The organism is Paraburkholderia sp. RL18-085-BIA-A (assembly GCF_046027075.1).
Lineage (GTDB): Bacteria > Pseudomonadota > Gammaproteobacteria > Burkholderiales > Burkholderiaceae > Paraburkholderia.
The window spans coordinates 17,760-32,015 of the sequence record NZ_JARESU010000095.1 but is presented as its reverse complement, the minus strand read 5'-3'; the positions used below and the strand labels follow the sequence as shown (position 1 = coordinate 32,015).

14 protein-coding genes and 3 pseudogenes are annotated in these 14,256 nt (G+C 58.5%); 10 read left to right on the top strand and 7 right to left on the bottom strand.

Annotated elements, in window-relative coordinates:
- Positions 1-122 precede the first annotated feature (122 nt).
- From P0D89_RS37635 to P0D89_RS37620, 4 genes are all read right to left on the bottom strand, one after another.
- Entirely contained in the window at positions 123-1,583 is a 1,461-nt protein-coding gene (locus P0D89_RS37635) for a heavy metal sensor histidine kinase (RefSeq protein ID WP_408366515.1), read from the bottom strand.
- The gene (locus P0D89_RS37630) at positions 1,583-2,260 is read right to left on the bottom strand and encodes a heavy metal response regulator transcription factor (RefSeq protein WP_408366513.1); all 678 of its coding nucleotides are present in this window, start codon (positions 2,258-2,260) and stop codon (positions 1,583-1,585) included. Before P0D89_RS37630 ends, P0D89_RS37635 begins: the two co-directional genes overlap by 1 nt.
- A gap of 284 nt (positions 2,261-2,544) precedes the next feature.
- The gene (locus P0D89_RS37625) at positions 2,545-3,000 is read right to left on the bottom strand and encodes a response regulator (RefSeq protein WP_408366511.1); all 456 of its coding nucleotides are present in this window, start codon (positions 2,998-3,000) and stop codon (positions 2,545-2,547) included.
- Positions 2,958-3,557: a carboxymuconolactone decarboxylase family protein gene (locus P0D89_RS37620; RefSeq protein WP_408366509.1), complete on the bottom strand. Its 600-nt coding sequence runs from the start codon at positions 3,555-3,557 to the stop codon at positions 2,958-2,960. Before P0D89_RS37620 ends, P0D89_RS37625 begins: the two co-directional genes overlap by 43 nt.
- Before the next feature lie 203 nt (positions 3,558-3,760).
- On the opposite strand from P0D89_RS37620, the gene P0D89_RS37615 reads away from it, so the two are divergent.
- Positions 3,761-4,024 (top strand): DUF4148 domain-containing protein, encoded by a 264-nt coding sequence (locus tag P0D89_RS37615; protein WP_408378051.1) that lies wholly within the window; start codon positions 3,761-3,763, stop codon positions 4,022-4,024.
- A gap of 303 nt (positions 4,025-4,327) precedes the next feature.
- On the top strand, positions 4,328-4,492 hold the full coding sequence (locus P0D89_RS37610; protein WP_408378048.1) for a hypothetical protein: 165 nt from the start codon (positions 4,328-4,330) through the stop codon (positions 4,490-4,492).
- A 282-nt stretch (positions 4,493-4,774) separates the two neighbouring features.
- Here P0D89_RS37610 and P0D89_RS37605 read toward each other — a convergent pair.
- Positions 4,775-4,953, bottom strand: a pseudogene (locus P0D89_RS37605) (IS6 family transposase); the annotation flags it as partial.
- Between the two features lie 15 nt (positions 4,954-4,968).
- Between P0D89_RS37605 and P0D89_RS37600 the strand changes: the two are divergent.
- Positions 4,969-5,133 (top strand): SET domain-containing protein-lysine N-methyltransferase, encoded by a 165-nt coding sequence (locus tag P0D89_RS37600; RefSeq protein ID WP_408366521.1) that lies wholly within the window; start codon positions 4,969-4,971, stop codon positions 5,131-5,133.
- A 227-nt stretch (positions 5,134-5,360) separates the two neighbouring features.
- On the opposite strand, the gene P0D89_RS37595 is transcribed toward P0D89_RS37600, so the two are convergent.
- Positions 5,361-5,819 carry an alkaline phosphatase family protein gene (locus P0D89_RS37595; protein ID WP_408366503.1) on the bottom strand — a complete coding sequence of 153 codons (459 nt, stop codon included), beginning with the start codon at positions 5,817-5,819 and terminating at the stop codon, positions 5,361-5,363.
- A 52-nt stretch (positions 5,820-5,871) separates the two neighbouring features.
- Between P0D89_RS37595 and P0D89_RS37590 the strand changes: the two genes are divergently transcribed.
- The 3 genes and pseudogenes from P0D89_RS37590 to P0D89_RS37580 all read left to right on the top strand — a co-directional run.
- Positions 5,872-6,027: a hypothetical protein gene (locus P0D89_RS37590; protein WP_408366501.1), complete on the top strand. Its 156-nt coding sequence runs from the start codon at positions 5,872-5,874 to the stop codon at positions 6,025-6,027.
- Between the two features lie 3 nt (positions 6,028-6,030).
- Positions 6,031-7,138, top strand: a pseudogene (locus tag P0D89_RS37585) (porin).
- Positions 7,139-7,369: 231 nt separating this feature from the next.
- Positions 7,370-7,993 (top strand): annotated as a pseudogene (locus P0D89_RS37580) (ISKra4-like element ISBte1 family transposase); the annotation flags it as partial.
- Between the two features lie 388 nt (positions 7,994-8,381).
- Here P0D89_RS37580 and P0D89_RS37575 read toward each other — a convergent pair.
- Positions 8,382-10,415 (bottom strand): cholesterol oxidase substrate-binding domain-containing protein, encoded by a 2,034-nt coding sequence (locus P0D89_RS37575; RefSeq protein WP_408366499.1) that lies wholly within the window; start codon positions 10,413-10,415, stop codon positions 8,382-8,384.
- A 659-nt stretch (positions 10,416-11,074) separates the two neighbouring features.
- Between P0D89_RS37575 and P0D89_RS37570 the strand changes: the two genes are divergently transcribed.
- The 4 genes from P0D89_RS37570 to P0D89_RS37555 all read left to right on the top strand — a co-directional run bounded on the left by P0D89_RS37570 (position 11,075) and on the right by P0D89_RS37555 (position 14,243).
- On the top strand, positions 11,075-11,890 hold the full coding sequence (locus tag P0D89_RS37570) for a phytanoyl-CoA dioxygenase family protein (RefSeq protein ID WP_408366497.1): 816 nt from the start codon (positions 11,075-11,077) through the stop codon (positions 11,888-11,890).
- 72 nt (positions 11,891-11,962) lie between these two features.
- Positions 11,963-12,457, top strand: coding sequence for a hypothetical protein (locus P0D89_RS37565; RefSeq protein ID WP_408366495.1), 495 nt, complete (start codon positions 11,963-11,965; stop codon positions 12,455-12,457).
- A 23-nt stretch (positions 12,458-12,480) separates the two neighbouring features.
- Entirely contained in the window at positions 12,481-13,191 is a 711-nt protein-coding gene (locus tag P0D89_RS37560) for a hypothetical protein (RefSeq protein ID WP_408366493.1), read from the top strand.
- Between the two features lie 8 nt (positions 13,192-13,199).
- Positions 13,200-14,243: a hypothetical protein gene (locus P0D89_RS37555; protein WP_408378046.1), complete on the top strand. Its 1,044-nt coding sequence runs from the start codon at positions 13,200-13,202 to the stop codon at positions 14,241-14,243.
- Positions 14,244-14,256 lie beyond the last annotated feature (13 nt).

Here is a 14,256-nt window from a genome sequence, read left to right as displayed (position 1 = left end):
ACTGAAGGCGTTGGGTGGGACGTGGCATGATGCTAGCTCGAACCAGGCGCATGATGTGGCCGCAGCAGCGGCTGCCGCGAGCCCGGGTGCTGGGGGAGTTGGGCCGGCTGCTTCGGTGCCCGTTACCCAGGCCGCCGGAACATGAGAATGAAGCGCGTGCTGTGCGCGTCGCTTTCTGCATGAACGACGCCGCCGTGCAGGTCCATGATCGTTCGCACGATGGCGAGGCCCAGACCCGTCGAACCCGCTGAACCTTGCGACAAACCGGAAGAAGGCAAAGAGCTGCGCGAAGGATCAATACGGTAAAAGCGGTCGAAAATGTGCTCGAGATGTTCCGGGGCGATCGGCTGGCCCTGATTCGAAACGGTGATCTGCACATTGCCATTTACTACGCTTGCATCGAGAACGATCTCACCGCATCGGGGTGTGTAACGGATCGCATTGGCGAGCAAGTTGCTGACTGCGCGCCGGAACAGTTCGGAGTCGGCGGTGACGGTTGCAGCACCGGTCACGCGCACGCACACATTCGCTTCGTCGGCGACTCCTTCGAAGTATTCGGCAATGCGTGTCAATCCTTCGCGGGCATCGAATACGCGCATGTGCTTGATGAACTGCGGATGCTCGGCGCGGGCGAGAAACAGCACGTTTTCAATCATTCGCGAGAGCCGCTCGCACTCTTCAAGATTCGATGCGAGTAGCGTTTCGTATTCGTCGTTAGAACGAGGGCGGGCAAGCGCGACTTCGGTGGCGCCGCGCATGTTGCTGAGCGGCGTGCGCATGTCATGAGCAAGGTCGGCGGTGAAGCGCGAAATCTGCCCGAAGCCACGGTCCATGCGCTCCAGCATCGCGTTCAGAGATGCCACGAGCGGTTCGAGTTCGCGCGGTACGCGCACAACAGCAATGCGCGTATTCAATCGATTGACCGTGACTTCGCTTGCGCTGGCTGCAATATCGCGCACGGGCCGCATCGCGGCGCGAACGAGCAGATAACTGAGGAGCGTTGCGAGGACCACGCCTATTGCTCCGTAAATCTTCAGGTTGTCGCGAACACGATCGAGTACCCAATAGCGATCGCTCATGTTGAGCGCGATCAACATGCTTATCACTTCCCCATCGCGCATCTTTGCCTCGGCGGCGATGCCTCTGATGGGTGCGCCGTTCCCGTTGCTCCAGTTCACGATCGACGCTTCGGTGACGCGAGCCGATGTTGGAATCCGCGCGACGGCCAGCTGCGGAGTTCGAATTGAATTGACGTCGGCGGTGGCTGAGGCGCCACGCGTGCTTGCGAGATTGTGCTCGATCGCCAAGTGCCCGTCAGGTCCAAATACTTCCATCGACATTGCCGGATTGCCAAACACCGTGCTTGCGATCCGGTCGGCATGCTCACGAATGCCGCGGGACGTCTCGATCTCTTGTACAAGCCGTCGCGCATGACGAACGGCAAGCACGATACTGAGGTCATCCTGTGCGCTGATTTGCCTTTCGAGCGCGCGGTACACGAAACTTCCAATCAGGACGAAGACGGCGAGGGTGGTGATGCCAAGGGCGAGGGCGAGTGTGGCGGTGATCGACTGGCTACGCATTAGCCAGTTTTCTTGAGTTCCAGCACGTAGCCGACGCCCCGCACCGTATGAATCAGTTTGATCGGGAAATTGTGGTCTATTTTGCTTCTCAACCGACGAATAGCCACGTCCACGACGTTAGTGTCGCTGTCGAAGTTCATATCCCACACGTACGAAGCAATCTGAGTGCGGCTCAATACTTCGCCTCTGCGTCGCGTCAGCAATTGCAGCAACGAGAATTCACGCGATGTGAGATCGATGCGTGTAGTGCCCCGTCGCACGCGCCGTCGGCTGATGTCCATTTCCAGATCGCCGATTCTCGTCAGTTCGCTGTCGCGCAGCAGCCCGCGCCGCGCGAGCGTGCGTACTCGCGCAAGCACTTCAACGAAGGCAAACGGTTTGACCAGGTAATCGTCGGCGCCGAGTTCGAGGCCGCGTACACGGTCGTTCACGTCATCGCGGGCTGTCAGGAACAGGACGGGCGTGGCGCGTGTCGTGCGCAGCGTCTTGACGACAGTCCAGCCATCCAACCATGGCAGCACGACGTCGAGGACGATAACGGCATAGTCTTCCTCCTGAGCGAGAAAGAGCCCTTGCGAACCGTCATGCGCGACGTCTACGAGATACCCCGACTCTTCGAGACCCTTCCTCAGATAGGCGGCCGTCTTCGGCTCGTCCTCCACGACCAGAATCCGCATTGTTTGCTCCGCTAAGTGTTGACATGGAAATCCGCAACGACAGTTGAACCGACCGTGTCACTCGCGCCGGTATCGTAGTTCACCACGCCTGTTCGCCATTCATCTGATCTGGCTTCCGGTTCCCGCACGTCGAACGGCTTGCTGAGATGATCGTCGGCACCGGCGTTGAGCGAATTGACGCGATCTGCGGCGCTGTCATCCTGCCTGAAAGTCAGTACCGGTACGTCGTGATTGACTCGACGCAGCCATACAAGGAGAGACGGACCCGGACTCCCGGGGCAGAATCATATTGACCAGACCAAAGCGTATCGCGTGGTCGATAGCAGAAGCTCTGCCTCGATGCCATCATGGACGCGGTCTACAGCGTAGCCCTGGCCACGCAAAGTCGATACGATCCGCCTCGCATCCCGGTCTTTCGCTTCAACAAGAAGAACTCGCAGAGTCGGCAACGCAAAACGAGTGGGTATCAGAAAGACGCCTGAGTTCGTCTCTAAACGAGCAGGATCGGCTTTCTCCACGTCTGCGAGCGAATCCGACAACACAGATTCCGCACGTGAATTGTCGCAACCGCGCGTTGTCTGGACGCTGACCGGGAAATTACGCTCTCGCCATTTTGAGGTGCGGGGTTCACGACGTACGCGAAGCTCAAGCGGCACGCAAAGTGAAGAAATAGCCGTGACGCTCTGCACCGCGTGGGTCACGACGTCGGTTCTCGGCGCTCTGGCGCCGGTGATATCCATGCGCATACCTTCAAGAGTTCGTCTACGTCGGTATGGAATAGGTGATTGGTGTAATTGCTGATCGTTTTCACTGCGATCGCGAGAATGATGTCAAGGACATTCTGCTCGGTGTATCCGGCGGCCTGGAAGGCGTCAAGGTCTTCTTCGGACGGCCGTCCGCGCGAGACCACCATCGTCCGGGTGAACTCAGCGAGCGCACGCAGCTTCGGATCGTCGATCATGCCATCGGCCCGGATCGCGTTCACAGTCTGGGCAGGGGTTCTCGATATTACGTCCGCGATCATGCTGTGCGTGGCCATGCAATAAGTGCATTCGTTCACGCGCGAAATCACGAGAAATACCAGTTCCTGTTCGACCCTTGTAAGCGAGGACTCCTTGCGAAAAAGGTTGTAGCCGTGCAGATAGGTGTCCAGTAGCGCTGGCGAGTTGGGCATGGCGGCATGCATGTTGGAGATGTCGACAGTTTGTCGGAAGGCATTTTCTAGGACCTCTTTTGCGCGGCCCTCGGCCGTATCCAGCGTACGCGGGTGAAGAGAGAGTTGTGCAATATTACTCATATCAGTTCGTGAGAAGTTCCGGGGCAATTGTCTCCGGTGTTTGGCATCTTCCGGCCCGGATTCATTTTGGATTACTAGTCCAAAGACGGGAACAAGTATTCTCATTCATAACATTTTTGTAATCTCGCGTTCATCCGTGCGAAAGGCACATCTCTCCCAACTTGCCCTACCGCTGTATCGACGTGCACATTTAGGAGAAGGTGATGAGATGGCAAGCAGTCGCGTTTGGGGCAATGACCCTTACAGCAACAGGCATGGTTGCGGCGCAAGAAACGCACTCCAGTCAGGGCAAAACCCGGGAGCAGGTGCACGAGGAAATTGTTCAGGCCTGGCGCGATGGCTTGTTGCCGAACAAGCGGTATGAGTATCCTCCGAGCGCTGCCACCATCGCAAGGAACAAGGAGCTTTATGCACTCGCGCATCCAGACGATGCTGCAGTGAAAGAAGCTTCCAAAGGAACCAATTGAGTGATTCCAAAGGGCTACATGTAGCTGTTCGCCCGAGGAATTAACGCTGCCCGGCCCGTCTGCTGGCGCATTCGGAACAGTATCCAAGCGCATCAGGCGTTTCCGAACTTTTTGTTGTTAGCAACGACGGTGACCGACCTTTTTCACGGCTCGCCGTCAGCATCATTCGAGAGAGAAATGTGCTTAAGTTGATTGCGGTCGTCGCTGCGGCAGCGAGCCTGGGTGGTTGCGCCGTAGCACCAGGATATGGATACGCCCAGCAGTACGATTCGGTGTACGGCTATCCCGTCTACGGACCGGAGCATGCGACCTGCAGTGTTTGGGGCGACTGCGGCGGTTGGGGCGCCTATCACTGGCACGGCGACCGTTGGCACGGCGGACATGGTGGACATGGTGGACATGGCGGACATGGAGGCGGGCATGGAGGCGGAGGCGGACATGGCGGCGGCCGCTGACACGTTCCGCTAGTCGGACTCTATGCGGCCGCTCACAGATTTCTCACTTAACGGCCGGTTGCACATGGGTTAAGGAACCGGCCCGGAGCGCGAAGGGCGCAGCATGCCGCCCCCTCACGCTAGCGCTTCGACAAGTGCCATAGCGATCTGGCGACGGATGCGTGCGACAATCCCAATTGGAAGGTTTCGCCCCCCACATGGAAATGCACGACAGTCCGAACCTGATGGGTTGTCTCAGAAGGTTTTGTCGCGATAAGGAAGACAGAGCGAACGGGATCGGCATGATGAGGAATGCTTACATCGCCAACGAATAGAACTGCTCGGCGGGAGTTTGGGTGCTATCACTGTCTTTCATCTGCACCTTCGCAATCATGCGCATGAGCTCGATACCGCCCAGCAAAATGCGGCACAACGAAAGGTCTTGAACCCGAGCATCGGCCGGCTACGGCGCTTGATAGCCCGGTGGTCCTGGTCGGGTAGCCGTACCGCATTCCTGCGGTACGGCCCCCTTCTAACTGCGAGGCCATCGAAGACGACGGTCGGATCTTCATTCACGCGTTGCGGGCAATCGCACCCGGCGAAGAACTGTTCATCGATTATTCGCTCGCCATTGACGAGCCTGCGGACGACGAGGCCCGGGCTCAATATGCATGACTTGACGACTAATCAACCCACACATGGCGAGGACGTCTCAAATTCAGCCGCTTGTTCAGCATAGCCTTAGTTCGAAGGCGGGAGACCAGCCGTTCGCCGCCAGACCGTCAACAGTGGCACTCGACTCAGGTAGAACGTCCAAGTGCGAAACCCCGCTGCAGGCAATGCCTGCGCCGGGGCTAGCTGTCGTGGTGCAGTCGTTTCAGTTGTGGCGCCTGCCGTTGTCGCTAGTCACCCTTGACGATCGCTCCGGTGACCTGATCGAGGATGAGAGGACGCATATTCGGCTCGCGTTTGAAGTCAAACATGTTGTCGAGTGAATTTGCATACCGGTCGACGGATCCCGTACCTGCGGGCGGAGCAACTGGGCCATCGATGAACCCGAGCTTCCAATTGTCCTCGATGAAACGAAGCACCGAGGTCTGATGAGTCAGCGTGTGATCGACGAAGTTCGATTTCGCCCAAGGCGAAATCACCAGCAGAGGCTGGCGCGGTCCAAGGCCGCAGCGCGCGGCGTCGGCACCGGGCTGCGGCGTGCCGCAATTGCCGGGGCCGAACAGGAAGTCGATGTTGGTCGCCGACGGGGTCAAGAGCGGAGGCATGACGTGGTCGTACCAGCCATCGGAATCATCCCAAACGATGACGATCGCAGTGTCGTGCCAATAGCGAGACTGCTGCAGAACCATTTGGCGCTGGTGAGGCACTGCCAGGCATGAAGAACAAGTCCGAGTGATCAGCATGGTGACCCGCGTGTCACTGTTTCAAAGCGAATTCTCAACAACAAGAAGGGACGATTTGATGAAACGTTACAAGGAAGCCACCGTAGCGCTCGCCGGCATGGCAGCCATGTTTGCTACGGGCGGAGCCTTTGCGCAGAGTAGCGTGACGCTGTAGAGAGTGCTGGATACCGGATTCGGTTATCTGAGCAGCCAGGCACCCACGACTGGCGCGACCACGGGCGGGAAATCGGTGGTCAAGATGTTCGAAGGGGTGTGGGGCGGCGAGCGCTTCGGCTTCAAGGGGAGTGAGGACCTGGGCGGCGGCATCAAGGCGATCTTCCAGCTTGAAGAGGGTTTCAATATCGACACAGGCGCACAGAGCAAGTCCGGTCTGATGTTTAGCCGTGCTTCCTGGGTCGGCCTGACCAATAACACCTACGGTACGTTCACGGCGGGTCGCCAGTACACGGCGTACTACAACATGCTCGCGCAGTATGGCCCGACCCCGTGGCTGACTGGCGCCTTCGGTGCCCATCCGGGCGACCTTGACGCGCTTGATACGGACTACCGCGTCAACAATGCACTCGTCTACACCTCGCCCTCGTTTGGCGGTCTGAAGATGAGCGGCATGTACGCGCTGGGCGGCGTGGCAGGTGCCTTCAACTCCGGTTCGTCGTGGAGCGTCGGTGCACAGTATCTGGCGGGTGCCGCCGGTATTGGCGTCGGCTTCGCGCGTTTTAACAACGCGACGAGCGGCGGTGGCGCCTGGAGCGCCAACTCGACGGCCAATTCGGGCACCGGTGAGCAGGGTGAGTCGAGCATTACGAACGGCTATCAGAACGCGGCGGCGCAGCAGCGCTTTGCTGTGACGGGCGGCTATCAGTTCAACTCGCAGTGGGACGTCTCGGCGTCGTATTCGAACGTGCAATACATCGCGGGCCCCAACTCGGGCTTCTCGACAACCGCGATCTTCAACACGGGCGGCACGGTGCTGCATTACAAGCCGGTTGCGGCGTGGGACCTGGCTGCCGGCTATAGCTACACCCCGTGCGACGCAGGCCAACGGCGTGCAGGACGCGGCTAGCTATCAGCAGATCAACCTGACCCAGCTCTATAACCTCTCCAAGCGCACCAGGATCTATGTGCTGGAGGCGTATCAGCGAGCCAACGGCCAGACGATCAACGGCGGCAAGGTCGTCACTGCGACGGCGAACATTGGCGAGCAATCTGCTGCGTCGAGCCGTAGCCAGTTCGCCGCAACGGTGGGTATCAATCACCAGTTCTAATGCAGTAGCAGCTTGAGGGGGGCCGGTGGCGTGCTCGGCTCCGCGCGAGTTGGGCTCAAGCAGGCCATCGTCCAGCTTGCCGGCGAATACCGCGTGGCGGTTTCATCCTGAAACCCCTTATCGATCAATGACTTGCACATTCTGCGATTGCTCGAAAACCGTGGAGCCGCTGAGCCTTGCTGCGAGCGGCTCTGCATGCGACTACCGCCAGATTCCGCACGAAAAGTACGATTACCCCAGGAAGGCGTCGGCGCGGACCAGCCGGTAACTTTCCTGTCCGACGGCGGCGACACCGTTCGCCGTGCCCAGATCGGCTTTGGCGATTGTGGCGAGAGGATACTCGACTGGTTTCACGTCGCCATGCGGGTGCAGAATCTCGAACAGATGATCAAGGGGTTACCGGACCGCGACGAACGGCCATGTGTCGACACGCTGATCGGTGGGCTGCGCAGTGCAAAGTGGCACCTCTGGCACGGCTGCCCCTATCCGGCACTGCAGCGGCTTGAAAGCCTGGGCTGGGAACTCGCCACGGATGGCAGTCCAGAGGAAACCAGGCTGCTGGCCAAACTGGAGGAGTTCATCGGTTACCTCGAGAACAACCAGCGTTTTATCGTGAACTACGGAGACCGCTACCGTCATGGCGAGCCAATCACCTCGAGCTTCGTCGAGTCGGCTGTCAACCAGGTGGTCAGCAAGCGTTTTGTGAAGCGGCAGCAGATGGCGTGGCGACCGGCTCATGCGCAAGGCCTTCTCCAGGTAAGGACGGCCGTCCTGAATGAGCAGTTGCGATCATGCTTCGAGCGATGGTATCCGACGCTCGCGAGCAACGAGCACGCTCGCGATATCGCGGCATAGAGCCCCCGCTTTGGCGCGGTCTCGCGCGCCGAGGGCGTAGTGCGGACTGTCTGCGGCGAAAACGTGCGCGCCTATTTGCAATGGCTCGGCCCACGCAGTCAAGCCACGCAACGCAGCAAGCGAACGCGTGAGGCAACAGGTGCGCTCGCGGCCATGGTCGGCGGGATGATCCTCGCGCGCGCGACGGGGGATCCGGCAGAAGTACGCAAGATCCTGACTGCTGTACGGTCTTTCGTGCGAGGCGCGTTGAAAGGCGGTGAAGAGGCGAGTTAGCACACCCACGCTCGCCTCGCAGCCCGACCTCCTTCGTACTTCCATCCTGCATGCCGAGGAGGTCTCTATGGCGATGACATCGGCATGGATCTGCGGTCATCATCAAGCCACGAGTTTACATCGCGAACAATTGGTCAAGGAACGGATTGGTGAAGAGATTGAACCTGTCATATTTTCGCAGAGTACCCACCTCCCATTTCCAGTTTTTCTGATCGTTGAGGTCCGCCGAAAATGCTTGCCGGATGTGATCGAAGAATCGCGTGCCGGTCCATGGTCCCTGATCGGCCGTGTAGGCCCAACCTTTCGACCATTCGGGGAGGGTGCGTGCGACGTTTGCTGAAAACCTATCGAGAACCCACGCTTCTAGTTCGGTGTAAAAGTCGTTCGAATGATCGCTTCCAGGAATAGTTAGGACGTCGATCCACATGGCAACATCCCATCCGTTCCGCTTTGCCAGATCATCACAACTCAGAGCGGAAATGACTGGACTTTCTGCCTTCATACCCGATTCGATAGCGACATTTGCCGGGTCGTCGAGACTGGTTACGCGAATTTCCACCGCGGAATTGATCGGATATTTGTGATCTTTTTCATAGGCCGACAACAGCGAAGTGAACTTGCTCGTAAAATCGAAGATCGCCTGCTGCACATCGGCCTTTTTCATCTGAATGGCGTATCCATTGGCCGTGACCCGTAAAGTCGTGTCCTGGATGTAGAGGAGGGTGTTCTTCGATGGCCCCCAGATGTCACGTGACGGAGGATAGGCTCCCGATTGGCCAAAGGCATTTTTTCCGTCCAGCCCATAGGCGGTCACGAGAGCCGCGGTTTCACCGAACAGAGGCGTGACCGACGGTACGCCACTCAGTATCTTTTTGATGAAATCTTGCAGGATATCGGGAACGTGATCCGCAAATGGATAGTTATATGGCGCAGTGACCTCCGTGGAACCATCCGGCTTGCCAGGTGCAATATTCCACATGTGGAGCCAGGGATTGGTCCCGGTGCGGAACCAGATCACCTCGACCCGGCCGCATCGGTTCAGGAAGTCTCCGAAACTGTTTGGCGGGGGAAGCGTTGCCGAGGTTGGCTGCGCGAATACTACAGAATCCGGGAGGTTCGTGAGGCTCTGGCATTGCAAGTTATAGTTATCAACCACCTGCAAGGTCGCCTCAACCAGAAGCGCGCGCCCCACGTGAGTCAGGAACGCTTTGGCATCACTTTCTCCTCTTTCGAATGTTCGCAGCGTGTATTGATCGAGCGTCCCGGAGTTCGGATCGGTGACCACCGCAGTGAACTCGAGTATCTGGTTGCTCATGGACCCATAGTTGGCCTTGTCGTCAGGCAAAGTCGGTATCCCTGTGCCATGAGCGTCAATGGCTAGTACGCCCCCCACTGTCAGGTTTCCCGGTGCAGGCGTATGCGGAAAGCTATAGCCTGGTGCAGAACCCCCGCCGCCCGCTTGTCCCTCCAGATAAGTCAGGAGTTCCAGCATCGTCTGTCCCGTTTGGACCCTTACTCTATTGGGCAGCCCATTCGATGCAGGAAGGAAGCTTGTCTCGCAGAGGAACTTGGTCAGGTCAATGAGCATGATCCTGGCCTGCGGGTCGGGATTGGTCGACAGCGCAAGAGGTGACCATCCGTGCATGACGCCCCGCGGCCGAACCTGGTAGCCATTGTCTTTCGCCCAATTGCAAACGGAGACGACGTCGTTTGCTGATTGCGGCGCGCAGGTCAGGGTCCCGGGTGAGTTGATCTGGCGATCCCAGTTATTGTAGGGGAGTACATTGAGAGGAATGCTCTCCGGAAAGCCTGGCAACGGTGGCCGACCGCTGGGATCGCCAAGCTTGCCAAACGTGGCTACCCAGTTGAAGGTATAGCCTGTGACGTCATAGAACGCTGTCCGCCCGTTCATCCTGAAAGTGATTGACGCTGGCGGGGGTGGCGGGGAAGGTCTGATATCCGCATCGACGAATACATCAGGCTGAAATTCGAGGCCTTCCGCGATCGGAAAATATGCCAAATCGATAATTTGCTGCTGACCTATCGCCATTGAACCCGTTTTAGGCGTTATATAGCCGCCCGCTTTGGCGGCAAATGACGTTACAACCCAGGCGTCATTCTTGCAGGCAATCCTTTGAGCTTCCACCATGGTGTCTCTCCGGCCGTAGGGCAGTTATCGCGTTAGCACACGATTGATGAATCTGCATGACTCGCACGCGTGCATCACATGGAATTGATCGCGGTCTTACCGCGCGGGGGCATCGCGACGGTCCAGGCAAAAAGGGGGCAGCCGCTCTAGTCGGTATTCATACAGCGAGATGAAAGGAATAAGAATGCTTGAGACGCCCACTCCACTCGAGTTGCCCGTGCTCAGGAAGTTCGTACACTATAGTCGCCGCTCTTCACTAAAGCGAATGCGTTTTGTGCAATAGAAAATCTGCGTGCGAACTACGCTGTGATCCCCACTCATCGCACATCGCGAGATGCGATCTAATATGCGAATTGGTTGCTCTTTCTTTAGGTGTTGGCCTGCGCCAGTCACGCCTGGACACGCGTCAGCAATACGTTTCGCATGGCGAACGAGATAGTATTTGCGAAAGGTCTTAGCGCATCCTATGATCAATTGCGGGAAAAACGTTGGGTAGATGACAAGCACGTCACCACTCAATTTTCCCCGTCTCTGTTTGTGTCGTTCAGGCTCAAATGATCTCCCCCAGTCGCATTTTTGCGTAAGGCCACCCGACGTCGTTAGTTAACGCTAGCTTGATCGTTGGACCTGTACGCCCACGTATTGCGTAGGAGCGCGGCATGAGACGCGTATTTAAATCGATTGAGCATAACGATACGTTTCTCAACGACGGAGTCGTTCTCGCGCAACTTTTAACTGAAGACGAAGCGCGTGAGCTACAGAACTTCTATTGGGAGGACGCGCCATCTTCCGGACTCGGATTTCATGCCACGATGTTTAGTCGGGATGCGGAGTACCGTGCGCGCGTCGACTCGAAAATAAAGGAATATCTGGGCCCGCGTCTTGCACTATTCCTAGATAACTATCGATGCGTGGTTGGAAATTATGTCGTTAAAGAACATAGCCGACCGGGGACGGAAGTGTCAGTGCACCAGGATTGGACCTTCGTCGATGAGCGCATGATGCGCTCCGTGAATGTCTGGTGTTCTCTTGTCGACACCGACTCGTCGAACGGCGGCCAATCAATCTTCAAAGGAAGCCACCGGATCGTCGACGTCCTGCGTGGGCCGTACTTTCCAAGCCCTTTCGTGACGCATGCCGCGACGATCGTCGAGAAGTATCTGATGGAGGTTCCCTTGCGCGCGGGGCAGGCGATTATTTACGATCATGCGCTGGTCCATGCTACGCCGCCGAACCGTAGTCAGCAGACGCGCGTCGCGGCCAACATGGTGCTGATTCCGCGAGAAGCGCAACTGTTGCACTGCTATCTCGATCAAGGCGATCCGCGCGCCAGGCCAGAGTTGTTTGCCATTGACGACGAATTCTTCCTTCACAACAAGATCGGTGATCGACCAGCAAACGGACGGTCCCTCGGTTTCGTCGATCACGCAATTCCAGGAATCACCCTCGACCAGCTTCCGCCCGTGCCGGCCTGACGCCATCCAGCCGGCTGTCGCACCCGGCTCCCGAGCGCGGATCCTAATGTTGCGACAAAGGAGTCCTAAGCAATGACTAACGAGCAAATGGAGAATTTCCTCGCCATCGCCGAGCAACTGGGGCATAGCAGAAGTCATCTCCAGGGGCATGGTTCACAGACATCGTCGGTGACGGTTACCAATATCGAACAACTCCGCGCACTGGTGCGCCCGCGCAACCCGCAGCAGCTGCTGGAGCGGGAAGAAGATATCAAGCGGCGTGCGAGCGACCGGCCAAGGACGATTCCGGAACACATCGAATCGTACCTGTATGGTCAGGGCGAGCTCTCCACTTCACAACTAAAGATGACTGAAGGCGGATTGCCGGTCACCGTGAACCTCGTGTCCCTAGTCGACTACACGATGCCCCACGGCGAAACAGTGGTCGGGCCAGGCAGCGCGCCCACTGTATGGAACTACGGGACGTTGAATTTCTACAGCGATTCGTTTTTGACGGTGAAGAACACGTACTTCACCCTCAACGTACAAAACCTCGTGATGCAGTACGTGGACCCCAGCGCTCGCTAAGACGGATTGAAAAGGAGAGACATATGGCTACCTACGGAATCGGAATTATGGGCGCGGTCCAGAACCCGCCGGCCAAGCCAGCCAAGCAACCTCAGGGCTATACGCCGGACCAGGCCCCGGCCGGAAGGTGTGTTTGGGGCGACTCGCATTGCAGCCAGGACGGACAGAACGGCACCAACGGTGCGATGGGCAATGCCGGAACGACCGGCACCAACGGCGTGCAGGGTCTGCCGGCGCGGACCGCGGACATCAACATCACTACCCTGACGGGCTTTCTCGTCGTGGCGTCGCAAGGCGGTCCCGGTCAGGATGGCGGCCCCGGAGGGGACGGCGCCGATGGCGGGAATGGCGGCAAGGGCGGTAACGGACCTGCGTGCCAGGCGATCGGTTGCAACGCAGGCGACGGCGGGAATGGCGCGAACGGGGCTGCCGGCGGAAACGGTGGCAACGGTGGGAACGGCGGCAATGCGGAGAGGGTCACGATTCACATTCCGGCGAACGGAGGCGGGACGATTTCCACCAATCCGATGGCTGGCATTGTCGGTCAAGGCGGGGCCGGCGGCCTTGGCGGCAATGTCGGTACAGGCGGCGATCCGGGGTCGCACGGATATGGCGGGCATGACGGGAAGAAGGGCTCACCGGGCACCAATGCGGGCTCGCGCGGTAATCCCGGGAATCCCGGAACCACCATGGGCAACATTGGCCTCATTACCGTTGTGCCGCCTCGGAGCTGATTGCCGTCATGCCAGTGCTGAGTGCGATCCAGACAGCGACCTACACGGACCGGGTACTTGGCGGGCTGGTTGGAACAGTGGCGTCACTGCTGCCGGATGGGGCGGGGAACCCGCGCGACGTCGCGGAAATCCTGCTCCATCATCCACCGGCCGATACCGAGGCGGAGCATCCGCGTTCGGATCTCAACGTGACTGGCTCGCCGCTTCAGTTGTTGTTGTCGGCGAAGTCGGCACGCTGGGAAGCGCGTCTTATTGCAGATCCGGCGTTTTACGAAACGGATCCGCGTGTGCGTTGGCGAAAGAGCTTGGCGGCGCTCGACGCAACGCTATGCGCGAGCGGTGCAGAAGGACTGCGGGATGCGGTCCGGCTGAGTCTTGAGGTGGTTGTACCAGCGGATGATCCGGCTCGTAGCGAGTATCCGACCGGAATGATCCGGCTCGCAGCGGGACTCACTTCGCGCGGTGCTGCCGTCTATGCGGGAGCGCCTTATACGGCGAATGGCTGGGACGTGGCGCGCAGATGGGCGGTTGCCGTGCTCGGCTCGGCGGACTCGGCACAGGCAGTCATCGATTGTCTGGAGCCGAATGCGGCAGTGTTCGGCATGGGCGTGGAAGGCGTGAACTCAACCCGCGCACGGGCAAAACTGTATTGGCGATTGCGGCGGCCCGCTCCGATTGCCGCGTTCGAACTTCCGTGGCTGAGCAGCCCGGCGATGACCCGCTTTCTCGCCGCAGTACTTCGTGATTCGAGTGTTCATTTGAATGCGCTTACGTTTTCCGCTGCTTTCGACGTCGTCGATGGCACGTTAATGGACGTCAAGACCGATGTGTGCATTGCGAACTCGCGCCTCGGTCTGCATGGTGCGCTCCATTGTGTGAACGAGCAGGCTGCGTTGCTCGGTTTGTCGCCGCCGGCACTCAATGGATGCAGCGAAATTTTCGAGCAAAACAACATCGATGTCGGGTGCCTTGGATTGGGGAGCGACAGCCACGGCAAGCACCGCCTCAACATCTACCTGTACCAGCGCTACCCGGTTCCTCAGCTTCCTTGACACGAAGGTACAC

Coding starts and splice junctions, on each gene's coding strand:
- P0D89_RS37635 (WP_408366515.1), bottom strand. CDS start 1,583: ATGCGTAGCCAGTCGATCACCGCCACACTCGCCCTCGCCCTTGGCATC.
- P0D89_RS37630 (WP_408366513.1), bottom strand. CDS start 2,260: ATGCGGATTCTGGTCGTGGAGGACGAGCCGAAGACGGCCGCCTATCTG.
- P0D89_RS37625 (WP_408366511.1), bottom strand. CDS start 3,000: ATGGATATCACCGGCGCCAGAGCGCCGAGAACCGACGTCGTGACCCAC.
- P0D89_RS37620 (WP_408366509.1), bottom strand. CDS start 3,557: ATGAGTAATATTGCACAACTCTCTCTTCACCCGCGTACGCTGGATACG.
- P0D89_RS37615 (WP_408378051.1), top strand. CDS start 3,761: ATGAGATGGCAAGCAGTCGCGTTTGGGGCAATGACCCTTACAGCAACA.
- P0D89_RS37610 (WP_408378048.1), top strand. CDS start 4,328: ATGCGACCTGCAGTGTTTGGGGCGACTGCGGCGGTTGGGGCGCCTATC.
- P0D89_RS37595 (WP_408366503.1), bottom strand. CDS start 5,819: ATGGTTCTGCAGCAGTCTCGCTATTGGCACGACACTGCGATCGTCATC.
- P0D89_RS37590 (WP_408366501.1), top strand. CDS start 5,872: ATGGTGACCCGCGTGTCACTGTTTCAAAGCGAATTCTCAACAACAAGA.
- P0D89_RS37575 (WP_408366499.1), bottom strand. CDS start 10,415: ATGGTGGAAGCTCAAAGGATTGCCTGCAAGAATGACGCCTGGGTTGTA.
- P0D89_RS37570 (WP_408366497.1), top strand. CDS start 11,075: ATGAGACGCGTATTTAAATCGATTGAGCATAACGATACGTTTCTCAAC.
- P0D89_RS37565 (WP_408366495.1), top strand. CDS start 11,963: ATGACTAACGAGCAAATGGAGAATTTCCTCGCCATCGCCGAGCAACTG.
- P0D89_RS37560 (WP_408366493.1), top strand. CDS start 12,481: ATGGCTACCTACGGAATCGGAATTATGGGCGCGGTCCAGAACCCGCCG.
- P0D89_RS37555 (WP_408378046.1), top strand. CDS start 13,200: ATGCCAGTGCTGAGTGCGATCCAGACAGCGACCTACACGGACCGGGTA.